Raw genomic sequence first — 20,677 nt, 5'->3', positions numbered from 1 at the left:
TTTTTGAAGAGGAATGATGACCATCATAAAAGGCCTTCCTGCTAAGAAGAAGACCTTTTTAATCAAAAACCCTCTTCTTATCTATCAAGCATTACTAACTGCTTCGCTGGATTTAGCACCTTGTCACCTGCGACTGGTTGCTGAGGTTTCAAAGGGCCAGTCCCTCCACCTCTCTTGATAAGAATGATGTATGTAATTTTTTATAATAACTAACTTATCTGATTTTTGATAATTATACAACATATTTTTTTGTCTGGACAGCCCCTCAATGGAGACTATCAAGGTGAGCGTTGTGAACGAAACGTTGAAAAAACTGGGGATGGGCAGTATATAAAACAAAAAATATGTCTCTTAAAAAAATAGATAGAAAGAAAAAAGAATAAAATCCCATAAAGTTTATGATTGCATAAAGGAGATTAAGCAAGCATGTATAAATGTTAACAAAGGAAGAAAGCAAAGGGGATGAGATGATGGCCGATCTTCGTGATCAAATCTTTATTGAAAAACCGCTTGAGGAAGTATTTGCGTTTGCGGTCGATTTGCATAACACACCGAAAGTGATGGTTTATGTATTATCCAGTGAAAAAATAACGGAAGGGCCTATTGGTGTAGGCACTCAATTTAGAGAAAGAAGAAAAATGGGTGCACAAGACACAACGTCCATTTTAGAGTTTATCGAGTACATTCCGAATCGTTCATATACTATACAGAGTGAAACAAACGGCATTGAAGTCATTTATAGATATCAATTTAAAACATACGATAACGGAACACTCGTTGATTTTACGGGGGAAGTGGTAGCCAAAAATATGATGATGAGGTTCATCCGCCCGATGGTGATCAACATGCTGAAAAAAGAAGATAAAGATTGTCTCTCTCTTCTGAAAAAAGCGATAGAACAGCGTGAAAAAATAAACAAATAAACGGGGAGCCGACTCGAAAGCCTCCAAACGATGACAATCATCAATTTTTCTATGAAATGTTTCCATTCTGAAAAAGAAACAGTGGTGCAGGCTCGTCTTTTTTTAAAAATAGCTTCATATAGTGTACTATTAGTAGCTTTTGAAAAAAGGGTGAGATGATGAAAAAAGAATGGAAACTGATCTTGCAAGTGGCTGCTACCTACATAGGAACAGTTGTAGGTGCCGGGTTTGCAACGGGGAAAGAAATTGTGCAGTTCTTTACCCGATATGGCACGCCCGGGTTAATCGGCATTGTAGTAAGCGGCTTATTTTTCGTTTGGCTCGGATCGAAAATGATGATAATGGCGCAGGAAATTGGAGCCCAATCCTATCAGCAACTAAACGACTATTTATTTGGAAAAACAATCGGTAAAATCGTAAATGTGTTTACCATCATCATTTTGTTTGGAATCACCTCTGTCATGCTGGCAAGCACAGGATCGATTGTAAAAGAACAGCTCGGTTGGTGGCCGCAAATCGGTATGTTCTTAACGGCCATTATTGCTTATATTTCCATCGTTAAAGGAATTGAAGGCATCATGATTGTAAACTCACTTGTTGTACCGATGATGCTCACTTTTTCGGTGATCATCATCGCGCCTTACATCGGCAATTTTTCCTTTTTGCAAGGTTCGTCCGCCCAATTATTGACAGGTGACATGAGTTGGTTAAAAAGCCCGTTCTTATACGCAGCTTTTAATTTAGCGATGGCTCAAGCTGTATTAGTACCGCTCGGCTATGAAATTAAAGAACGTAAGATTCTTCGGTGGGGCGCAATCCTCGGAGGAGTTGGACTAACCTTTATGATGATTGTCGCTCATTTGGCTCTTTCTAATTTGCCGTATACGTTCAAATTGGACATTCCTATGAGCGAAGTCATTAAAAATGTAGGGGTATGGGTAAATTGGCTGTTTTTAATCGTGATATATGGTGAGATTTTTACAACACTGATCGGTAATGTATTTGGAATGGCACGCCAGCTGCAAACCGTTATTCCTATACGTGAAAGTACATGGATTATCGTGATTCTGCTTCTTTGCTTTACCATTGGCCAAGTTGGATACGGGTCTTTATTAACGGCCTTATATCCTCTATTTGGTTATATGGGATTGGCTTTTATTTTTATGTTATGGATAAAAAAAGTAAAACAATGAATGGCCATGGGAAACTTATTGAAATCAAGAGGGTGCCGGCGGATCTTTTCAATCTTTATCCTATTTATGTTCGTCTGTTCTTGCATCCTGAATGGACGAAGGCTTATGCGTAAAGAATTTGATATGGGCGGTTTTTGCTCATGTCAAATTCTTTATGTGGATTTATATAGAAAACAAATTCCGTGATTTTTTTTGGCTTATCTGTTAAACTATTAGCAAAACTTAATAAAACCATATCCTTCGGGGTCGGGTGAAATTCCCAACCGGCGGTGATGAAACAGAATCGTTTCTAAGCCCGTGACCCGTTTATTTTTTATGATGATTGATGGTTAGTTGAACCAATCGAGCCCTTATGGACAGTTGTTTCCCTTTGAAGAAGGGGGAAGGATTCTGTCCGTTAGAGCGGGATAAACGGTGGATTCAGTGAAAATCTGGAGCCGACAGTATAGTCTGGATGGGAGAAGGATCAGAACGTGCAGATTTCGGCACTTTTATTTGCTTGTTTCATGAGTAAATAGAGGTTTATTTCGCTTGCTTATCAAGGAATAAAGAAAGCATGATTGTTGAATGATCAAGTAGCTTAATCTTCGGGCTTGCTTATAGTCAACTAGGGAGGTCTCTTCAGGAAGATCCTTTATTTCCTTGAGGCAATGATCTTAAAAAGCGGTCGTTATCGGGCTTATTTGGCATGTGGAAAGACTGATTCGTCTCAACAAACCCCAGGACATATGGACTGGGTTTTTTGTGTTTGGACATATTATTACTGGACAAACAAAATATGTAAAGGAGAAAAAGATTGGGAGGCGATGATGCTGAAAGACGACGATTATATGAAGCTGGCAATTGAGCTGGCAAAAGCAACAATGGGGCAGACGAACCCGAATCCTGTTGTTGGGGCTGTTGTTGTAAACAATGGCGAAGTAGTCGGCATGGGGGCGCACCTAAGAGCAGGCGAAGCGCATGCGGAAGTACATGCATTACAGATGGCCGGCGAACGGGCAAAAGGGGCAACCATTTATGTAACCCTTGAACCATGCTCACACTATGGCAAAACGCCGCCATGTGCTGACCTTGTTGTTAAAAAAGGAATAAAAAGAGCCGTAATTGCTTCGCTTGATCCGAATCCCCTTGTATCAGGAAAGGGAATCGAGCGTATGAAAGCGGCGGGAATCTCCGTAGAAACAGGGATATTGAAAGAAGAAGCAGATGCTTTGAATAAAATCTTTTTTCATTATATAAAAACGAAAATCCCGTATGTGACGTTAAAAACAGCGAGCAGTCTTGATGGCAAGACAGCAACGGTTACGGGAGACAGCAAATGGATTACAGGTGAGCAGGCCAGATTGGACGTACATCAATTGCGTCATCAGCATGATGCCATTTTAGTAGGCGTCCAAACCGTGATTGCCGACAATCCAAGTTTAACGACACGTCTTCCAGGTGGAGGAAAGCATCCGATTCGAATCGTTCTTGATGCTTCATTAAGAATACCAGAGGAGTGTACATTGCTAAATGACGGAGAAGCCCCTACCTGGATTATAACAGGAAACAATATAGATCCTGAAAAAGCAGGCCGTCTTCGCAACTCGTTTGTAGAGATTTTTCCGCTTCCTACTGAAAAGATTGATATCAAAGAAGCGTTAACGTTCCTTGGAGAAAAGGGTGTCACCTCCCTTTTAGTAGAAGGAGGATCGACAGTTCACGGAAGTTTCTTGAAGGCAGGGCGATTTAATCAAATGATTTCCTATGTGGCCCCGAAGCTCATCGGAGGTAAGGAAGCTCCAACTTTGTTCGGGGGAGAAGGAATCCCCAATATCAATGAAGCAGTTCAATTGAAAATCCAATCAGTCGAATACGTCGGCGATGATTTGAAATTAACGGCTGTACCGTTAGAAGGTGAAAGAAATGTTTACGGGAATTATTGAAGAAATCGGCAGAGTCCAACATATTCAAAAAGGAAAGGATGCTATTGAGATTGCGATTACTGCACACAGCATCCTTGAGGACGTAAGACTCGGAGACAGTATATCGGTGAACGGCGTTTGTTTAACCGTTACTTCATTTACAAAAAGTGAATTTACGGTTGATGTGATGCCGGAAACCATCTCTGCCACTACATTAAAAACACTAAAGCGGGGGGACGCTGTTAACCTAGAAAGAGCGATGGCGGCTAACGGACGTTTCGGCGGTCATTTTGTCAGCGGCCATGTTGATGGAATTGGCAAGATTACACGGAAATCGCCGAAAGGGAATGCTGTTTACTACGAGATTGAGGCCGATTCGGGCTTACTCGATTTTATGGTTTTAAAAGGATCAGTCACCGTTGATGGGACGAGCTTAACGATTTTCGGCTTGACTAATGAAACGTTTACGATTTCCCTTATCCCTCACACGTCCTCCCATACAATTTTAGGGGGAAAAACGGCTGGGGATATTGTGAATATTGAAACCGATATGCTGGCTAAATATATGAGAAAAATGATGGTGAAAGAGCAGCAGACAGCAAAACGTTCTATGACTTACGGTTTGCTGAAGGAATACGGGTTTGCAGAATAAAGGAGGGGAAGTTTGATGTTTCATCGTATTGAAGAAGCTCTTGACGACTTGAAAAAAGGCAAGGTCATCATTGTTTGTGATGATGAAGATCGGGAAAACGAAGGAGATTTTGTGGCCTTAGCGGAAAAAACAACCCCCGAAACGATTAATTTTATGGCCACACATGGCAAAGGGTTGATTTGTACACCGATTTCTGAAGAATTAGCACAATCACTAGATTTAAAGCCAATGGTTGAGCATAACACTGACTCACACGGGACGGCCTTTACAGTAAGTATCGATCATAAAACGACAACAACAGGTATTAGTGCGTTTGAGCGTGCAGCTACCATTCAAGCGCTCCTGGATCCAGAGGCAAAAGCGAGTGATTTCCGCCGTCCGGGACATGTGTTTCCGCTTATCGCGAAAAAAGGAGGAGTATTAAGACGTGCCGGTCATACGGAAGCAGCGATTGATTTGGCCGCTTTAGCAGGAGCAAAGCCTGCGGGGGTCATTTGTGAAATCATGAAGGAAGACGGCACAATGGCACGAGTTCCCGACTTGGTGGAAATAGCAAGCACTTTAGACTTAAAAATGATTACCATTAAAGATTTGATCGCTTATCGCAGAAAGCATGATAAGCTGGTTAAACGCGAAGTGGAAATCCAGTTACCGACATCATTTGGACACTTTCAAGCAGTCGGTTTTTCAAATGTATTGGACAATCGGGAACATATGGCGCTTGTAAAAGGGGAGATTTCAGCAGATGAGCCTGTTTTAGTCCGCGTTCATTCCGAATGTTTAACAGGTGACGTGTTTGGGTCACACCGCTGTGATTGCGGTCCTCAGCTGCATGCGGCACTTGCGCAAATTGAGCAAGAAGGCAAAGGCGTTTTGCTTTATATGCGTCAAGAAGGAAGAGGCATCGGTCTGTTAAACAAGTTAAGGGCCTACAAGCTGCAGGAGGAAGGATACGATACAGTAGAAGCAAATGAAAAGCTTGGTTTTGCGGCTGATTTACGTGATTACGGCATCGGTGCGCAAATGTTAAAAGATCTCGGTGTCCAAAAAATGAGGCTCTTAACGAATAATCCACGTAAAATCGCAGGGCTGGAGGGCTATGACCTGGAAATCGTCGAACGCGTTCCGATTCAGATGCCTGTATTGAAAGACAATGAGCGCTACTTGCATACAAAAGTAGAAAAACTTGGACATTTATTACACCTATAAGTTGGAGGAGAAATAAAAATGGGAAAAGTATTTGAAGGGCATTTAGTAGGAACCGGATTACGTGTAGGGATTGTTGTAGGGCGTTTTAATGAGTTTATTACAAGCAAGTTGTTAGGCGGGGCGCTTGATGCTTTAAAGCGCCACGGAGTAGAAGAAGAGAATGTGGATGTCGCATGGGTTCCGGGAGCATTTGAAATTCCGCTTATCGCGAAGAAATTGGCGGAATCCAAAAAATATGACGCCGTTATTACGTTAGGAACCGTGATTCGCGGTGCCACTCCGCATTTTGATTATGTTTGCAATGAAGTGGCAAAAGGAGTAGCATCCCAAAGCCTGCAAACAGGAGTACCGATTATTTTTGGTGTTCTAACCACAGAAAACATTGAGCAAGCAGTAGAACGTGCCGGTACAAAGGCTGGAAACAAAGGATGGGAAGCTGCGGCGGCAGCAATCGAAATGGCGAATCTAACAAGAGAGTTCCAATAAAAAGGATGACTCACCAGGGATAAAAAGTATCCCTGGTGAGTCATCCTCCTGAAAGGACCCGTCATGAAAATCCAGCAATAGCAAGGGATTCCGTGATGGGTTCTTTCAATAAACACCAATTTTTGTGATTGATCCCGCATTAACGGGCAGTAAACCCCCACTGATGGAAGTTTCCTTTATTGTGGAGACTTATGGGGCAGCTTACTAAAAAGGCCTGTCATTTGAAATCCGATAAGATCCAGGATTTGAATGATGGGCCTTTTTTTGGATATATAGTTCTAACATGATTATTTTCATTGACGTCAAAACTATTTCTTTTGTAATATGTAAGGACGAGTAGTGACAAGTGAAAGCAGGGGAGTGGAGGATTCGTGCAAGGGTCCTTTGTCGTAAAAAAAGCTTTAAACAACAATGTATTAATTGCGTCACATGCAGAATATGATGAGGTAGTCCTTATTGGAAAAGGGATTGGATTTGGCAAGAAAAAAGGTGATGAAATAGCGTCCGAAGCCGTCGAGAAATTGTTCCTGTTAAAGAGTGAGCAAGAAAGGGAACAGTACAAGCAGCTTCTTAACCATATTGATGAGCGCTTTGTTGGGCTCATGAACGATATGATTTCTCATATTCAGCAGAGGGTGAATGCACCGTTGAATGAACATATCCATGTCGCCTTAACCGATCATGTTTATTTTGCGATTAAGCGTATACAACAAGGAATGGACCTGAAAAACCCTTTTTTATTGGAAACAAAAGCATTATACCCCGATGAATACACAATTGCTTCTGAAGTAATTGATATGATAAATAAGAGAATGGGGCTAAAGCTGCCAAAAGGGGAAATAGGTTTTATCGCGCTTCATATCCATAGTGCATTGACGGCCAAACACATTTCAGAGGTGAATAAACATTCGCAGCTGATTCACACGATTATCGAAATGATTGAACATGCTTTTAAGATCCAGATTGACCGTGAATCCATTCATTATATGCGGCTTATTCGTCATCTTCATTTTACGATTGAGCGCGTAAAAGAAGGGGAGAAAGTAGAGGAACCTAAAAAATTAGCTTTACTCTTGAAAGAGGAATATCCTTTATGCTACAATTTGTCTTGGAAAATCATCAAGGTGATGCAGCAAGTATTACAATTACCTGTCTATGAGGCAGAAGCCGTGTATTTGACGATGCATCTGCAGCGATTAGTGGATAAAACTGAATTAGCATAAATTCATTTTGATACGTGTTACTGATTCGATCAGGCATGAGTTGAGAAATGAAACAATGGTGAGGTTAAAGGCTTATTTATGCCTTTTTGCTGCCATCTGTTTCTTTTTTTTCTCATGCCTTTTTTGTTGTTTGAAAAGAAAGCGTTTGATAAAGAATAACGTATCAATTCACTCGCTTGTTGCACACTACAAATAGAAAAGGAGGTATACGCTATGTTTAAAAAGCTTTTTGGCGTATTGCAAAGAGTAGGAAAAGCATTGATGCTTCCAGTAGCGATTTTACCGGCAGCCGGTATTCTGCTGGGCGTTGGTACAGCGCTTCAAAATCCGACTCTACTAGAGCGTATTCCAGCTCTTGAAGCCGATTGGTTCCAGCTGATAGCCAGCGTTTTGGCGCAGGCTGGCGATATCATCTTTGCCAACCTATCCCTCTTATTTGCGGTAGGGGTTGCCGTTGGTTTAGCAGGTGGTGACGGGGTTGCGGGTATTGCGGCGATTGTAGGCTATCTCATTATGAATAAAACAATGAGTACGATTTTAATAGGTACAGGGCAATTAGATCCGGCTATGATTGGAAAAGACCCGGCGTTTGCAAGCATCTTAGGTATTCCAACCCTGCAAACAGGGGTGTTTGGCGGTATTATCGTAGGTATATTGGCCGCGTCGATGTATAACCGTTATTTCAAAATTGAACTGCCTTCTTATTTAGGGTTCTTTGCAGGTAAACGTTTCGTACCGATTATTACGGGTGTAGCAGCTATTATTCTTGGCGTTGTATTAATTTTTGTGTGGCCGCCGGTTCAAGGTGGACTTAATGCGTTTTCAAAAAATATGATTGGAGCAAATCCGACGCTATCAGCCTTTATCTTCGGGTTGATCGAACGTTCTCTAATCCCGTTTGGGCTCCATCACATTTTCTATTCGCCGTTCTGGTTTGAATTTGGTGAGTATGTGAATAAAGCCGGTGAAGTGGTGCGTGGGGACCAAAAAATCTTTTTCGCACAGCTTAAGGACGGAGTAGAGTTGACAGCTGGTACATTCATGACAGGTAAATTCCCGTTCATGATGTTCGGTTTACCGGCAGCAGCGTTGGCAATGTATCATGAAGCGCGTCCTGAACATAAAAAATATGTAGCCGGTATCATGGGTTCGGCTGCGCTAACATCTTTCTTAACGGGTATTACAGAGCCACTTGAATTTACGTTCTTATTCGTTGCACCAATTTTATTTGCCATCCATGCCGTGTTTGCAGGCTTATCATTCATGGTCATGCAAATCTTGAATGTAAAAATTGGTATGACGTTCTCTGGTGGCCTAATTGACTATATATTATTCGGTGTGCTGCAAAACCGTACAGACTGGTGGTTAGTCATCCCGGTAGGTTTAGTGCTGGCTGTTATTTATTACTTCGGGTTCCGTTTTGCCATCCGTAAGTTTGACTTGAAAACACCTGGCCGCGAGGATAAAACAGAAGAAGCTGAAGCAGGTGCAGTTGAAGCGGGTGAGCTTCCACGCAACGTACTCGAAGCACTTGGCGGTCAAACAAATATCTCTAACTTGGATGCTTGTATCACTCGTTTACGCGTATCTGTCAATGATGTGAAAAACGTCGACAAAGAGCGTTTGAAAAAACTTGGAGCTTCAGGTGTTCTAGAAGTGGGTAATAATATTCAAGCGATTTTCGGACCAAAGTCTGATACATTAAAAGGCCAAATTAAGGATATTATGGAAGGGCGTACACCGATTGCAGCGACAGAGCCAAAAGCAGTTGAAAAAGAAGTCATTACACCTGCGGGAATGAGCGGTAACTTAAATGACTTGGTTTCTCCCATTAAAGGGGAAATCGTACCGCTTTCTGAAGTGCCAGATCAAGTATTTTCACAAAAGTTAATGGGTGACGGCTTTGCAATTGTTCCTTCTGAGGGAACAGTAGTTGCGCCGGCGGACGGAAAAGTAGTAAACTTATTCCCGACGAAGCATGCCATTGGAATTGAAACGACAAGCGGTCGCGAGATTTTGATCCACTTTGGTATCGATACTGTTAACTTAAAAGGTGAAGGCTTTGATGCTCTTGTGTCTCAAGGAGACGAAGTGAAAAAGGGTCAGCCGATATTGAAGGTTGATTTGGATTTTGTGAAAAATCACGCACCTTCTGTTATCACACCGATCATTTTCACAAACTTACAAGCTGATGAAAAAGTCAACATTTTAAAACAAGGTCACGTTGACCTTAATGAAGAAAGCATTATAAACATTTCAAAGTAGAAAAAGGAGATTGATCATCATGGCAGAAAAACAATTTACAGTAGTAGCAGATTCAGGAATCCATGCTCGTCCAGCAACAACATTGGTACAAGCTGCAAGCAAATTCGATGCTGATGTTAACTTAGAGTACAACGGTAAGACAGTTAATTTAAAATCAATCATGGGCGTTATGTCTTTAGGTATTCCGAAAGATGCTGTTATCAAAATTACTGCTGAAGGCTCTGATGCAGCAGATGCAATCGCTGCTTTAGAAGACACAATGAAAAAAGAAGGTTTAGCAGAATAATGACAAACGAAATTTTGGGCATTGCCGCGTCAAGCGGCATTGCCATTGCTAAAGCTTTTCGCCTAGAAAACCCGGAGTTAACAGTAGAGAAAACAGCAGTAACGGATACAAATGCAGAAGCAGAACGTTTCGAACAAGCGCTTGCTCAATCAAAATCAGAGCTTGAAGTCATCAAAGAGCATGCTCGTAAAGAATTGGGAGAAGATAAAGCGGAAATTTTCGCAGCTCATCTCCTTGTATTAAGTGATCCAGAACTAATCAATCCTATTAAAGATAAAATTACATCTGAACAAGTGAATGCTGAATTTGCTTTAAACGAAGTGGCAACGATGTTCGTTCATATGTTCGAGTCCATGGACAACGAATATATGAAAGAGCGCGCGGCTGACATTCGTGATGTAACAAAGCGTGTATTGGCTCATTTGTTAGGCGTTACTATCGCCAATCCGAGCATGATTTCTGAAGAAGTGGTTATCATCGCAGAAGATTTGACGCCATCAGATACTGCTCAATTAAATCGTAAATACGTAAAAGGTTTTACCACAGATATCGGCGGCCGTACATCCCACTCGGCGATTATGGCTCGTTCGATGGAAATTCCTGCGGTTGTCGGGACAAAAACGGTTACTGCGGATATCAAAAATGGTGCATTAGTCATCGTAGATGGTTTAGACGGAAAAGTAATCGTCAATCCGACAGAAGATATCGTGAAAGCATATGAAGACAAGAAAGCGGCTTATGAAGCGCAAAAAGCGGAGTGGGCAAAACTTGTAAACGAAAAAACGGTATCAGCAGATAATTATCATGTAGAATTAGCGGCCAACATCGGTACACCTGAGGATGTAAAAGGGGTACTCGAAAACGGCGGGGAAGGCGTCGGTTTATATCGGACAGAATTCCTATACATGGGAAGAGATACACTTCCGACAGAAGAAGAACAATTTACTGCCTATAAAACAGTATTAGAGCGTATGGAAGGAAAGCCGGTTGTCGTTCGTACATTGGATATCGGAGGGGACAAAGAGCTTCCATATTTAGATCTTCCAAAGGAAATGAACCCATTCTTAGGATTCCGTGCCATCCGTTTATGCTTAGAAATGCAAGACATGTTCCGTACACAGCTTCGTGCTTTGTTGCGTGCTAGTGTACACGGTAATTTAAAAATTATGTTCCCAATGATTGCAACTCTTGATGAATTCCGTCAAGCAAAAGCTATTTTAATGGAAGAAAAAGAGAAGCTTCAAGCTGAAGGTGTTGCTGTTTCTGACAACATCGAAGTTGGGATGATGGTAGAGATTCCGTCTTCTGCGGTCATGGCAGACCTGTTTGCCAAAGAAGTCGATTTCTTCTCAATCGGAACAAACGATTTAATTCAGTATACATTAGCGGCTGACCGTATGAACGAGCGCGTTTCTTACCTTTATCAGCCATACAATCCGGCGATTCTTCGCTTGATCAAAAATGTCATTGATGCTGCTCATAAAGAAGGAAAATGGGCAGGTATGTGCGGAGAAATGGCGGGAGATGAAATTGCCATCCCGATTCTCCTTGGATTAGGATTAGATGAGTTCTCCATGAGTGCAACATCCATCCTAAAAGCACGTTCTCAAATCCGTCATTTATCAAAAGTGGAAATTGAGAAATATGTAGATCAAGTCCTTTCCATGCCAACGACTGAAGAGGTAGTGGCATTTGTAAAACAAACTTTCCATATTGGATAATGAAAAAGCGTTTGGCAAAAAGCCAAACGCTTTTTTTACTATATAAGAAAGCATAGATTGCACATTGAAATTGTCTTGTTCCGCAAGCTATACTCTACGGTAATTTCACCACCTCTCTATTCATATTCCATTTCATCTTAACATTTTTTTGAATATTTTATAAATTTTTATCAACCATAAAAAAACCAATCGGAAAGTTATTGCCGATTGGTTTTTACGATAGCATATTGAATAGAGCCGGTATGATTGTATGGGCAAACACAAGAGTTAAAATGGCAGTAATGATCATCGCCAAACTTGAAAATGTTCCCTCCAGCTTGCCTAATTCAAAAGCGCGGGCTGTCCCCGTACCGTGGGCGGCCACACCCATCAAAAGCCCCTTAGCAACAGATGAGCGCAATGTAAGCAGCCGGATGAGCTTCGGCCCAATCATTGTACCCCAAATACCTGTCATAATAACAAACAAAATGGTTACGCTCGGGTCCCCTCCAATAGATTCTGACACATCGACAGCAATGGGAATCGTGATAGAACGAGGGATGATACTGTTGACGATTTGACCATTCAAATGAAACAATAATGCCAAAAAGAGCGACGAAAGGGTAGCAATCATTGTTCCACTCAACACACTTACTAAAATTTCAATGCTGTGTTTCTTTAAAAGCTGAAAATGCTTATACATAGGAATGGCAAATGCAACAGTAGCAGGCCCAAGCATATAGCTTAAAAGATTAGAGCCTTTCTTATAGGTTTCATACGTCATATCCCCAAAAGACAATAAAATGATGATGATAACAGGTGCGAATACAATGGGTGAAAATATGATTATTCTTTTATATTCATATATCTTTTTGGATATAAGGTAACTTAACAGTGTAACCACAATGGCTCCAAGGGACAATAGTAAAGTATTCATGCCGATTTTTCCTCCTTTCGCTTTGAGACTAATTCAGCTACAAGACCTGTCACTGACATCACGAGTACCGTACTGACAACAATAACGGCCATAATTTGTATCCCATATTGTTTAATAACGTCCGTGTAGTTAATCAAACCGACGACAGCCGGAATAAAAAACAGCAGCAGGTTAGCCAGTAACAAATTCCCGCCCTTTTCGATCCAGCTTAATTTAATGATCTTCAATTGAAGAAGTAAAAACAAAATGGCGAGTCCGATAATACTCCCTGGTACAGGAAGGTGAAAAAGTCTTACTATGCCTTCTCCAAGTAAGAAGATGACGGTTAGCAGTATCATTTGAAGAAGAATTGTGAATATTTTCACAAATATCACCACCTCTAGGATAAAAATTTATTATGAAAACGGTTTAAAGTTCTGTATACAAATAAGAGAGCCGCCTTGCATGGGACAAGACGACTCATCTTTGGGAGAAAAGAGTAACATGAGATTATGCAAATGGGTCTAGAGATCATGAATTCATCGTATAACGTTGAATCATTTTGTTGTAACGTAATGTGATGAATCTTACACAATTAAGTGTATACGAGAGTATACTTTCCGTAAAATACATAATAGTTATAGTTATTATGCATGGAAGCTATAGATGAAAAGGGTGAACCATCATGAGAAAATCAGCAAAATGAATGATTACTTGACGGCCATTTCAGTTAAAAAAACAAGATTATCTCCCTTCCCGTGACTTATGGGGCTCCCCCATATCGTTCACTTATTTGTTGGGAGAAGGAAAATACGATTTCAAGTGGTCCAAAAATGTCTTTGTAGCAATTGAGATGTAGCGGTCTTTTTTTATGATTAAACCAAGCTCCCATGGAATCGTATGTTTTAAATCAATAATACTCACTTGATCGGGGTTAAGTTTTAGGCAAATAGATTGAGGAAATAAGGCTACTCCTAGATTTGCCGCAACCATTTCACCGATGAAATCCCATTGTGAGCTTTCGTAGGCGATTTTTGGCTGAAAACCAGCGCGTAAGCATTCATTATAAATAATGTCATGCATCGAAAAATCTTCGTGGAACATAATAAACGATTCATCCTTTAAATCAGTTAAGGGAATCACGCCTTTTTCAGCAAGCGGGTGCTCTTTATGTACAACTACTTGTAATTGTTCTTTTGCAAAAGGAATGGCTTCAAATATGGTTTCATCTACAGGGAGAAGAACGACTCCTACATCGACTTCACCTTGTTCAACGATTCTTTCCATCTTCTTTGCGCCAAATTCAATCATTTGAATATGGATAAGAGGGTAAGAATCATGAAACGACTTAATGATACGCGGAAAGAATAATGTTCCAATGATAGGGGGGATACCAAATTTAATTGTTCCTCTTTTTAAATTCATTAAATCGTATAGAGAATTCGATAAGTCTCCGAGGGAACGCAGCACGGCTTCAGATTGCTGAAATACAATTTCACCCGCATCTGTGAGCTGAATTCGTTTTCCTGACCGATCAATTAACTTGATTCCAATTTCATCCTCTAGCGATTTGACCATCTTACTTAAAGATGGTTGTGAGATATGTAATACTGCAGCCGCTTTTGTAAAGCTTTTTTGCTTTGCGACTTCATAAAAATATTGAAGCTGACGTATGTCCATGCAGATCCCCTTTCACAAGAACCAATCTTGATGCTTAAAATATGTACAAACTTAAAGCTTATTATAACGAGTTTTACTACCTTTGTCATGACTCTTGTGTATTGAGCCGGATACCGCCAACTAGGACAGAGGTAGGAGGAAATACTTTTACTTTTAATTAATTAGCGATATAATAAATCAATAAAATACATAGCGAACATCATGTAAGGTGGTTAGTACGGTTGAGCAAAACAGATGGCATACGAGATCTTATTTATATAAACGGCAATCTTAATGAAAGATTCTTTATAACGTATGGTATTGAATTTAAAGAGTTTGTTTATTCAATCCCTTCGGAGCTTTCAAATATTTTATTATTAAAACATCAATTCGACGAAAGCGATTTTCATTTTGGAACATTGCTGGATTATGTGGAAAGAGAGCAAATTGATAAGCTGGCCCAGGACAATGTATACGGTTACGGAAACTTTTGCTGGATTGATGTGGAAGAACTTTCATCGCTCGATCTTCTCGAGCCGCATGATCTTGCTGCATTGTTGTATTTGGGCCACTATCAGAAGCCTTTACACAGCCCGTTTAACAATAAACTGAATAATCAATTTGTCTATCTCGCCCATGATGACGGGCGGTTTAACAAAACGTATTATAGAGATGTATATGATATGAAACATTTGATGAGCCGGATTGTCCCTTTGAAAATCTCTTCATTAAATCATAAACGTTTTTCTTTGCTGCGTAAGAAGTCGGAGTACCCCGCATTGCCTTTAGTGTTGGTGAATACGCTGTTAACATTAACAAATGATGGTCTTTTGCTTGATTTCCAGCATATGGGTCATACACGCAGAGATATACAAATCCCTGTTTATACGATCGGCGAATTTTTAGATATGGATGAAATGTACAATGACCTCGAGGAGCATAAAAGAACAAGTAAGCTGAAGGCGAACCTTATTTTAAACAAAAAAGATTTGGAGTGGAGCTTGATTGAAAGCTAAAAGGGGCTGACTCAAAAGCCTCCAGATGACGGTAAGCATCCATTTTTTCTGTGACGGGCCATCACCGCAACGCTTGATTTACCTGGATTTTTAATGACGGTCCATCGCAGGGGGTGTCCCAAAAGTATATTCTTTGTACTTGGGGCACCCTCTTTTAATGTTTTGATTTAAACGGATTGCGTCATTCCATCAGGGCTGCACAATCACGGGACTTCTCATCTTTCAGGTAGCCGCGGACAATGCCGACGGGGTAACGTCAAAATGTGGAGGAAATATTTAAAGGGAGCACAGAGGAGCAAATTTTACTAGGAAGATATCCCTTGCCGGGAGTAAAAAATCGGTCTCCAAGAAGCAGAAAGATTCGAAATAAACAAAACTTTCATAGGCAAGCTTTCTTTTTCATGGTAAATTGAATGATAGAATCACAAAGAAAAGGTGGGAACAAAACGATGGACTTACAGCTAAAAGGAAAAACGGCTATTGTATTAGCTTCAAGCCAGGGGCTTGGTAAGGCAATTGCCGTACAGCTTATTAAAGAGGGTGTAAACGTAATGCTTGCAAGCCGATCTGAAGAAAAGCTGCGTGCAACAGCGGAAGAGTTGTCTTCTTTAGCAGACGGAAAAGCAGTCTATACCATTGCGGATGTAACGCAAAAAGAATCTATTCAAATGGTCGTAAAACGAACCATTGAATATTTTGGGACGGTTGATATTTTAGTCAACAATGCCGGCGGGCCGAAAGCGGGGAACATTGAATCATTAACGGACGACGACTGGCAGGACGCATTTGAATTGAACTTGCTGAGTTATATTCGCACGATTCGAGAAGTGCTGCCATATATGAAGAAGCGAGGCGGTCATATCATTAACATTGCTTCTTCCTCCATTAAAGAGCCGATTCCTGGTTTGGTATTATCCAACACGTTCCGTACAGGAATTGTGGGGTTAACGAAAACATTGTCTCAAGAATTGGGAGAGTATAACATTTTAGTTAACACTGTGGCGCCTGGGCGAATTGCTACAGAACGTGTAGAACAGCTTGATCAAATCAGTGCCAAAAATGAGGGAATCTCCAAAGAAGAAGTTAAAGAGAAAGTGAAATCCACGATTTCTCTTGGCCGTTACGGAGAACCTGAAGAGTTCGCTAAAGTTGTTGCATTTTTAGTATCTGGGGCGAATACATACATGACAGGCAACTCGTTCTTAGTTGACGGCGGTATGGTAAAGTCCATATAAAAACACGCTCCAGATCTGGAGCGTGTTTTTATAATGGGTCTTATAGGAATGTTGCCAGCTCATCGACAGAAAGCCTTGCACTGGCATGAGCCGGTTTGGCTGCTTTACCGACTGAAATTAGCATAATGGGAATATAACGTTCAGGTACTTTGAATTCCTCAATAAACCGCTGAACATTAAAGCCCCCCATTGCACATGTATCATAGCCTTTCGCCTTCGCTGCAAGCATCAGCGTCATGGCAGCAAGCGATGCGTTACTGAACGCAGCATCGCGGGCATATACAGGGTTTTGGTAAGCCGCGTCAATTTGTCCTGCTAATACATCTTTTATTTCAGGGGTCATATGTCCTGCTTCTACAAGTGGATTGTAAACCTTATCTGTGTTTTTGTTAGCCTCTAAATCACCTAAGATGGCCACTACCGCTCCAGCCTCGACGATTTGTTTTTGATTATAACCGATAGGCAATAGGCGTTCTTTCGCTTCATTACTTAAAAACACTATGTAGTTCCAGTGTTGAAGGTTCCATGCTGATGGAGATTTACCAGTTGCCTCCAACAGCTCTGTTACTTCTTCCTTGGATAATTTTACAGACGCATCATAGTGTCTGACAGATGCGCGTTCGTTCACAATCTCGAAAAAATCTTTTGTCATGCTGTAGCCTCCTATATGTAAATGAAAGTAGTGAATTCGTTTTACAGTGGTCACAACTAAAGAGCAGCAACCTGCATGCAAGAAATTCTATTAAATGAAGAACAAAAATGCAAGTGATATGATTAGTCTGCATTAGGAGCAGCCATTTCTTGCATTTATTTTGTTTTTTATCGTAAATTGATTTGTTTTTCCCAGATGAATGTTTCCGCTAAAGAACAGGTCCTGGTCGATAGAAAAAGGGCATTCGCAGTCTTTTTACACGTTTTTTAAACGGGACGTTTTCGCAGTGTGTTACAACTCATTTTACTTTCATTCCTTCTCTCATGTGAAGTACAATAAGAACAAACGGTAAAGGGGAGAAGGTAGAATGAACGGAGAAACGAAAATAGGTTTTATAGGTACCGGCGTAATGGGAAAAAGCATGGCACGCCACTTGCTAAAAGCAGGATATCCGCTGTTTGTGTACACAAGAACAAAAGAAAAGGCCATCGATATATTGGATGAAGGGGCTATTTGGAAAGAAAGCCCGGCACAATTAGCGGCAGATGCTGATGTCATTATTACAATGGTCGGTTATCCCCGTGATGTTGAAGAAATTTATTTAGGGAAGGACGGCCTGTTGAACCATTCCAAACCAGGTACATACTTGATTGATATGACGACTTCTACTCCAACCTTGGCTAAGAAGATTCATGAAGAAGCGAAAAAGCGCAGCGTGTATTCATTGGATGCTCCAGTTTCGGGGGGAGATGTAGGAGCGCGTCACGCCACACTGACGATCATGGTTGGAGGAGACGAAGAAGCATTCAACGATTGCCGATCTATTCTCCATGTTTTAGGAAAGAATGTCATTCTTCAGGGAGAGGCAGGAGCAGGACAACATACGAAAATGTGTAACCAAATTGCTATCGCTTCTAATATGATGGGAGTTTCGGAAGCAATCGTTTATGCGGAAAAAGCGGGGTTAAGGCCCGAAAAAGTACTGAAATCCATTTCTGCCGGAGCGGCAGGAAGCTGGTCGCTGAGTAATTTAGCCCCTCGGATGATTGAAGGTGATTTTGAGCCGGGATTTTATATCAAGCACTTCATTAAAGATATGGGCATTGCCCTGGAAGAAGCCAAAGCCATGGGGATGGAAACCCCTGGATTGGCCCTGGCTAAATCACTCTATGACACACTTGTACAAAATGGAGAAGAAAACAGCGGAACACAGGCTCTTTACAAGTTGTATAAATAAGGGGCTTGTAGTGAATACTGTCTCTCATAAAAAGCTTTCTTTTGCCTTACACTAACTATGCACCGAACTTGTAAAAGGAGTGTTGGCAAATGGCAAAGCGTACAAAAAAGAACGATGCTGATCAAAAAAATAAAAAAGGTTTTGATTCAGCAGTGATCGATTCTGAATTCAGCCACGAATTCGGAAGTACTGATGCAAACAAGATCCATAATGATAAAGCAAAAAAAGAAAAAGCCCCTAAAAACGACGGTAAATATAAAGGCGGTTTATAAACAAAAAGAGACTCCCCTAACCTTGCAGGGAGTCTCTTTTTGTTTGAAGCTTGTCTAAGGACATATTAAGGATGATAAGTGATAAGTCAACGGTTGCTCAGATAATTCTCCATTCGATCGAGTGCCTCAGAAAGCAGGTCCATGGAATACGCATAAGAAAGGCGAACATATCCCTCACCCAAAGATGAAAAAGCGCTGCCGGGTACAAGGGCGACACCGGCTTTTTCCACAAGCTCTAGAGCGAATTCAAAGGAGCTTTGATGGAACGGGCTGATTGAAGGGAAGATGTAAAAGGCCCCATTTGGTTTTTCGGCCTCAAATCCCATATGCACAAGCCGTTCATATACATAATTCATGCGTTTTTCATATTCCCCTTTCATTTTTACGGGGTCCTGCCGGCCAATTGTCAAGGCAGAAATCGCCGCTGTTTGGGAAACAGAAGAAGCGCATGTAACATTATACTGATGAACCTTTAAAATATGGCGGCTGATGTTTTCAGGTGCAAAAATAAAACCAATGCGCCATCCTGTCATAGAATGAGATTTGGATAAACCATTGATGACAATTGTTTTGTCTCTCATAGAAGGAATGGTGGCAATTGATTCATGCTTGCCGTTAAACACGAGCTCGCTGTAAATTTCATCGGATAAGATAAAAATGTCCCGCTTTTCTAACAGGGCAGCGATATCATTTAGTTCATCCTTTAATAAAGTAACACCCGTTGGATTTGATGGATAAGGAAGAACGATGCAGCGGGTGTGTTCCGTTAAGTGCCGCTTAATTAAGTCCGCTGTTAGGCGAAAGCCGCTTTTGGTTGTATCGGCATGGACCGGCTTGGCGCCGCAAAGGCGAATAATGGGCTCATATCCTGGGTAGACAGGACCCGGCAGAATGACTTCACATCCCTCGGATAAAATTGTCCGAAATGTCACATCGATAGCTTCGCTCGCTCCTGTTGTGACGATGACTTCCGATTCGGGAGCATAGGATAAACCATATTGTTCGTTGACGAACCGCGCAGACGCTTCCCGCAGTTCCAATAACCCGGCATTATGCGTATAAGAGGTCAAGTTTTGATCAATCGCTTGTTTTCCGGCATCCTTTACATGAGATGGCGTCGGAAAATCAGGTTGTCCGATTGTAAGGGAGATTACATCTTCGTACCGGGAAACCATATTAAAGAATGTTCGAATCCCTGAGATTTGAATGCTCTTGACGCGTTCGTTGATAAGGTGTTCCATATGTAGTCATCCTTCCATTTCATTGCATACTTGAACCCATTTTAACACACTTGCGAAAGAAGTCCCCTTCTTTAACTAGACTGTAGGGCCGATAGGAGAGGTCATTCACGATAAAGCTGCTTCAAAACTTAGTGTGAATTTTGATTTAGAAGGATAATCTCCTAATTTGCCAAACGGAAGTTAACCATGATAAAAAGATAAACAAAAAGAGCTCTTGCAACGGCAAAAGAGCTCTTTTTATTAGTTACAAAGTTTGTTTTCCAATAACTCGTTATACAGGATACTGTACTGAATAAATGCTTGTTTATCCCCTTTGTCGAGCGATTTGTCGATTAAAGATTGCAAATGCTTTTTATTGAAAGAGTAGGTGAGGGTGTCAAGCAGTGAGGCCGCTTCTTTTTCATAAAACTTTGTTTTTAATGTTTGGTACACATCCATTTGATTGGTTGTTTTTGATTTACCATCATATTGTTTCATAATAAATTCTCCTTTCAGATTTTTATGACGGAGCCAACTTACTTCGTATTTACCCCGATTGCTCATAATTAATCCCATTATGTTCGAATTTTTTGTTGCGTTTTCATTACAGAAAAAGGGGAAAAGGTAAC

20 protein-coding genes and 2 riboswitches are annotated in these 20,677 nt (G+C 41.0%); of the genes, 14 read left to right on the top strand and 6 right to left on the bottom strand.

Annotated elements, in window-relative coordinates:
• Positions 1-74 precede the first annotated feature (74 nt).
• Positions 75-184: riboswitch (SAM riboswitch) on the bottom strand.
• Positions 185-470: 286 nt separating this feature from the next.
• From ACFOU2_RS12745 to ptsP, 10 genes are all read left to right on the top strand, one after another.
• Entirely contained in the window at positions 471-923 is a 453-nt protein-coding gene (locus ACFOU2_RS12745) for an SRPBCC family protein (protein ID WP_377915680.1), read from the top strand.
• A 158-nt stretch (positions 924-1,081) separates the two neighbouring features.
• The gene (locus tag ACFOU2_RS12740) at positions 1,082-2,116 is read left to right on the top strand and encodes a YkvI family membrane protein (protein ID WP_377915678.1); all 1,035 of its coding nucleotides are present in this window, start codon (positions 1,082-1,084) and stop codon (positions 2,114-2,116) included.
• A gap of 232 nt (positions 2,117-2,348) precedes the next feature.
• Positions 2,349-2,586, top strand: a riboswitch (FMN riboswitch).
• A gap of 342 nt (positions 2,587-2,928) precedes the next feature.
• Complete coding sequence (gene ribD, locus ACFOU2_RS12735; RefSeq protein ID WP_377916386.1) at positions 2,929-4,041, top strand: bifunctional diaminohydroxyphosphoribosylaminopyrimidine deaminase/5-amino-6-(5-phosphoribosylamino)uracil reductase RibD; 1,113 nt, start codon at positions 2,929-2,931, stop codon at positions 4,039-4,041.
• A complete protein-coding gene (ribE, locus tag ACFOU2_RS12730) occupies positions 4,022-4,672 on the top strand; it encodes a riboflavin synthase (RefSeq protein ID WP_377915676.1) in 651 nt (216 codons plus the stop codon). The genes ribD and ribE overlap by 20 nt, the downstream gene beginning before the upstream one ends.
• Before the next feature lie 15 nt (positions 4,673-4,687).
• Positions 4,688-5,881 (top strand): bifunctional 3,4-dihydroxy-2-butanone-4-phosphate synthase/GTP cyclohydrolase II, encoded by a 1,194-nt coding sequence (locus tag ACFOU2_RS12725; protein ID WP_377915674.1) that lies wholly within the window; start codon positions 4,688-4,690, stop codon positions 5,879-5,881.
• 18 nt (positions 5,882-5,899) lie between these two features.
• Complete coding sequence (gene ribH, locus ACFOU2_RS12720) at positions 5,900-6,367, top strand: 6,7-dimethyl-8-ribityllumazine synthase (protein ID WP_377915672.1); 468 nt, start codon at positions 5,900-5,902, stop codon at positions 6,365-6,367.
• Between the two features lie 371 nt (positions 6,368-6,738).
• On the top strand, positions 6,739-7,590 hold the full coding sequence (gene glcT, locus ACFOU2_RS12715) for a glucose PTS transporter transcription antiterminator GlcT (RefSeq protein ID WP_377915670.1): 852 nt from the start codon (positions 6,739-6,741) through the stop codon (positions 7,588-7,590).
• 213 nt (positions 7,591-7,803) lie between these two features.
• Positions 7,804-9,855, top strand: coding sequence for a glucose-specific PTS transporter subunit IIBC (gene ptsG, locus ACFOU2_RS12710; RefSeq protein WP_377915668.1), 2,052 nt, complete (start codon positions 7,804-7,806; stop codon positions 9,853-9,855).
• A 19-nt stretch (positions 9,856-9,874) separates the two neighbouring features.
• A complete protein-coding gene (locus ACFOU2_RS12705) occupies positions 9,875-10,141 on the top strand; it encodes a phosphocarrier protein HPr (protein ID WP_377915666.1) in 267 nt (88 codons plus the stop codon).
• Entirely contained in the window at positions 10,141-11,862 is a 1,722-nt protein-coding gene (ptsP, locus tag ACFOU2_RS12700) for a phosphoenolpyruvate--protein phosphotransferase (RefSeq protein WP_377915664.1), read from the top strand. Before ACFOU2_RS12705 ends, ptsP begins: the two co-directional genes overlap by 1 nt.
• A 214-nt stretch (positions 11,863-12,076) precedes the next feature.
• Here ptsP and ACFOU2_RS12695 read toward each other — a convergent pair whose 3' ends face one another.
• The 3 genes from ACFOU2_RS12695 to ACFOU2_RS12685 all read right to left on the bottom strand — a co-directional run bounded on the left by ACFOU2_RS12695 (position 12,077) and on the right by ACFOU2_RS12685 (position 14,437).
• Positions 12,077-12,778, bottom strand: coding sequence for an LrgB family protein (locus ACFOU2_RS12695; protein WP_377915662.1), 702 nt, complete (start codon positions 12,776-12,778; stop codon positions 12,077-12,079).
• Complete coding sequence (locus tag ACFOU2_RS12690; protein ID WP_377915660.1) at positions 12,775-13,143, bottom strand: CidA/LrgA family protein; 369 nt, start codon at positions 13,141-13,143, stop codon at positions 12,775-12,777. Before ACFOU2_RS12690 ends, ACFOU2_RS12695 begins: the two co-directional genes overlap by 4 nt.
• Before the next feature lie 403 nt (positions 13,144-13,546).
• Positions 13,547-14,437: a LysR family transcriptional regulator gene (locus ACFOU2_RS12685; protein WP_377915658.1), complete on the bottom strand. Its 891-nt coding sequence runs from the start codon at positions 14,435-14,437 to the stop codon at positions 13,547-13,549.
• Positions 14,438-14,658: 221 nt separating this feature from the next.
• Here ACFOU2_RS12685 and ACFOU2_RS12680 point away from each other — a divergent pair, with 221 nt between their 5' ends.
• The gene (locus tag ACFOU2_RS12680; RefSeq protein WP_377915656.1) at positions 14,659-15,432 is read left to right on the top strand and encodes a peptide ABC transporter permease; all 774 of its coding nucleotides are present in this window, start codon (positions 14,659-14,661) and stop codon (positions 15,430-15,432) included.
• A 449-nt stretch (positions 15,433-15,881) separates the two neighbouring features.
• Positions 15,882-16,667 carry an SDR family oxidoreductase gene (locus ACFOU2_RS12675; protein WP_377915654.1) on the top strand — a complete coding sequence of 262 codons (786 nt, stop codon included), beginning with the start codon at positions 15,882-15,884 and terminating at the stop codon, positions 16,665-16,667.
• A gap of 40 nt (positions 16,668-16,707) precedes the next feature.
• Here ACFOU2_RS12675 and ACFOU2_RS12670 read toward each other — a convergent pair whose 3' ends face one another.
• The gene (locus ACFOU2_RS12670; protein ID WP_377915652.1) at positions 16,708-17,319 is read right to left on the bottom strand and encodes a nitroreductase family protein; all 612 of its coding nucleotides are present in this window, start codon (positions 17,317-17,319) and stop codon (positions 16,708-16,710) included.
• 367 nt (positions 17,320-17,686) lie between these two features.
• On the opposite strand from ACFOU2_RS12670, the gene ACFOU2_RS12665 reads away from it, so the two are divergent.
• Both ACFOU2_RS12665 and ACFOU2_RS12660 read left to right on the top strand, forming a co-directional pair.
• On the top strand, positions 17,687-18,556 hold the full coding sequence (locus ACFOU2_RS12665) for an NAD(P)-dependent oxidoreductase (RefSeq protein WP_377915650.1): 870 nt from the start codon (positions 17,687-17,689) through the stop codon (positions 18,554-18,556).
• 89 nt (positions 18,557-18,645) lie between these two features.
• Positions 18,646-18,828 carry a hypothetical protein gene (locus tag ACFOU2_RS12660; RefSeq protein ID WP_377915648.1) on the top strand — a complete coding sequence of 61 codons (183 nt, stop codon included), beginning with the start codon at positions 18,646-18,648 and terminating at the stop codon, positions 18,826-18,828.
• Positions 18,829-18,914: 86 nt separating this feature from the next.
• Here ACFOU2_RS12660 and ACFOU2_RS12655 read toward each other — a convergent pair whose 3' ends face one another.
• Positions 18,915-20,069 (bottom strand): aminotransferase A, encoded by a 1,155-nt coding sequence (locus ACFOU2_RS12655; protein ID WP_377915646.1) that lies wholly within the window; start codon positions 20,067-20,069, stop codon positions 18,915-18,917.
• A gap of 240 nt (positions 20,070-20,309) precedes the next feature.
• Positions 20,310-20,546, bottom strand: coding sequence for an IDEAL domain-containing protein (locus tag ACFOU2_RS12650; RefSeq protein WP_377915644.1), 237 nt, complete (start codon positions 20,544-20,546; stop codon positions 20,310-20,312).
• Positions 20,547-20,677: the final 131 nt, after the last annotated feature.

Source organism: Bacillus songklensis, assembly GCF_042649685.1.
Lineage (GTDB): Bacteria > Bacillota > Bacilli > Bacillales > Bacillaceae_H > Bacillus_BA > Bacillus_BA songklensis.
Note: the sequence above shows the minus strand (reverse complement) of the source record. Positions and strands in the feature narration are given on the sequence as shown.

Bases quoted from the DNA above. Each gene is read 5' to 3' on its own strand.
- ACFOU2_RS12665 (WP_377915650.1), top strand. From the start codon at position 17,687: ATGAACGGAGAAACGAAAATAGGTTTTATAGGTACCGGCGTAATGGGA.
- ACFOU2_RS12725 (WP_377915674.1), top strand. From the start codon at position 4,688: ATGTTTCATCGTATTGAAGAAGCTCTTGACGACTTGAAAAAAGGCAAG.
- ACFOU2_RS12705 (WP_377915666.1), top strand. From the start codon at position 9,875: ATGGCAGAAAAACAATTTACAGTAGTAGCAGATTCAGGAATCCATGCT.
- ACFOU2_RS12655 (WP_377915646.1), bottom strand. From the start codon at position 20,069: ATGGAACACCTTATCAACGAACGCGTCAAGAGCATTCAAATCTCAGGG.
- ACFOU2_RS12740 (WP_377915678.1), top strand. From the start codon at position 1,082: ATGAAAAAAGAATGGAAACTGATCTTGCAAGTGGCTGCTACCTACATA.
- ACFOU2_RS12745 (WP_377915680.1), top strand. From the start codon at position 471: ATGGCCGATCTTCGTGATCAAATCTTTATTGAAAAACCGCTTGAGGAA.
- ptsP (WP_377915664.1), top strand. From the start codon at position 10,141: ATGACAAACGAAATTTTGGGCATTGCCGCGTCAAGCGGCATTGCCATT.
- ACFOU2_RS12685 (WP_377915658.1), bottom strand. From the start codon at position 14,437: ATGGACATACGTCAGCTTCAATATTTTTATGAAGTCGCAAAGCAAAAA.
- ribE (WP_377915676.1), top strand. From the start codon at position 4,022: ATGTTTACGGGAATTATTGAAGAAATCGGCAGAGTCCAACATATTCAA.
- ptsG (WP_377915668.1), top strand. From the start codon at position 7,804: ATGTTTAAAAAGCTTTTTGGCGTATTGCAAAGAGTAGGAAAAGCATTG.
- ribH (WP_377915672.1), top strand. From the start codon at position 5,900: ATGGGAAAAGTATTTGAAGGGCATTTAGTAGGAACCGGATTACGTGTA.
- ACFOU2_RS12675 (WP_377915654.1), top strand. From the start codon at position 15,882: ATGGACTTACAGCTAAAAGGAAAAACGGCTATTGTATTAGCTTCAAGC.
- ACFOU2_RS12660 (WP_377915648.1), top strand. From the start codon at position 18,646: ATGGCAAAGCGTACAAAAAAGAACGATGCTGATCAAAAAAATAAAAAA.
- ACFOU2_RS12650 (WP_377915644.1), bottom strand. From the start codon at position 20,546: ATGAAACAATATGATGGTAAATCAAAAACAACCAATCAAATGGATGTG.
- ACFOU2_RS12695 (WP_377915662.1), bottom strand. From the start codon at position 12,778: ATGAATACTTTACTATTGTCCCTTGGAGCCATTGTGGTTACACTGTTA.
- ACFOU2_RS12670 (WP_377915652.1), bottom strand. From the start codon at position 17,319: ATGACAAAAGATTTTTTCGAGATTGTGAACGAACGCGCATCTGTCAGA.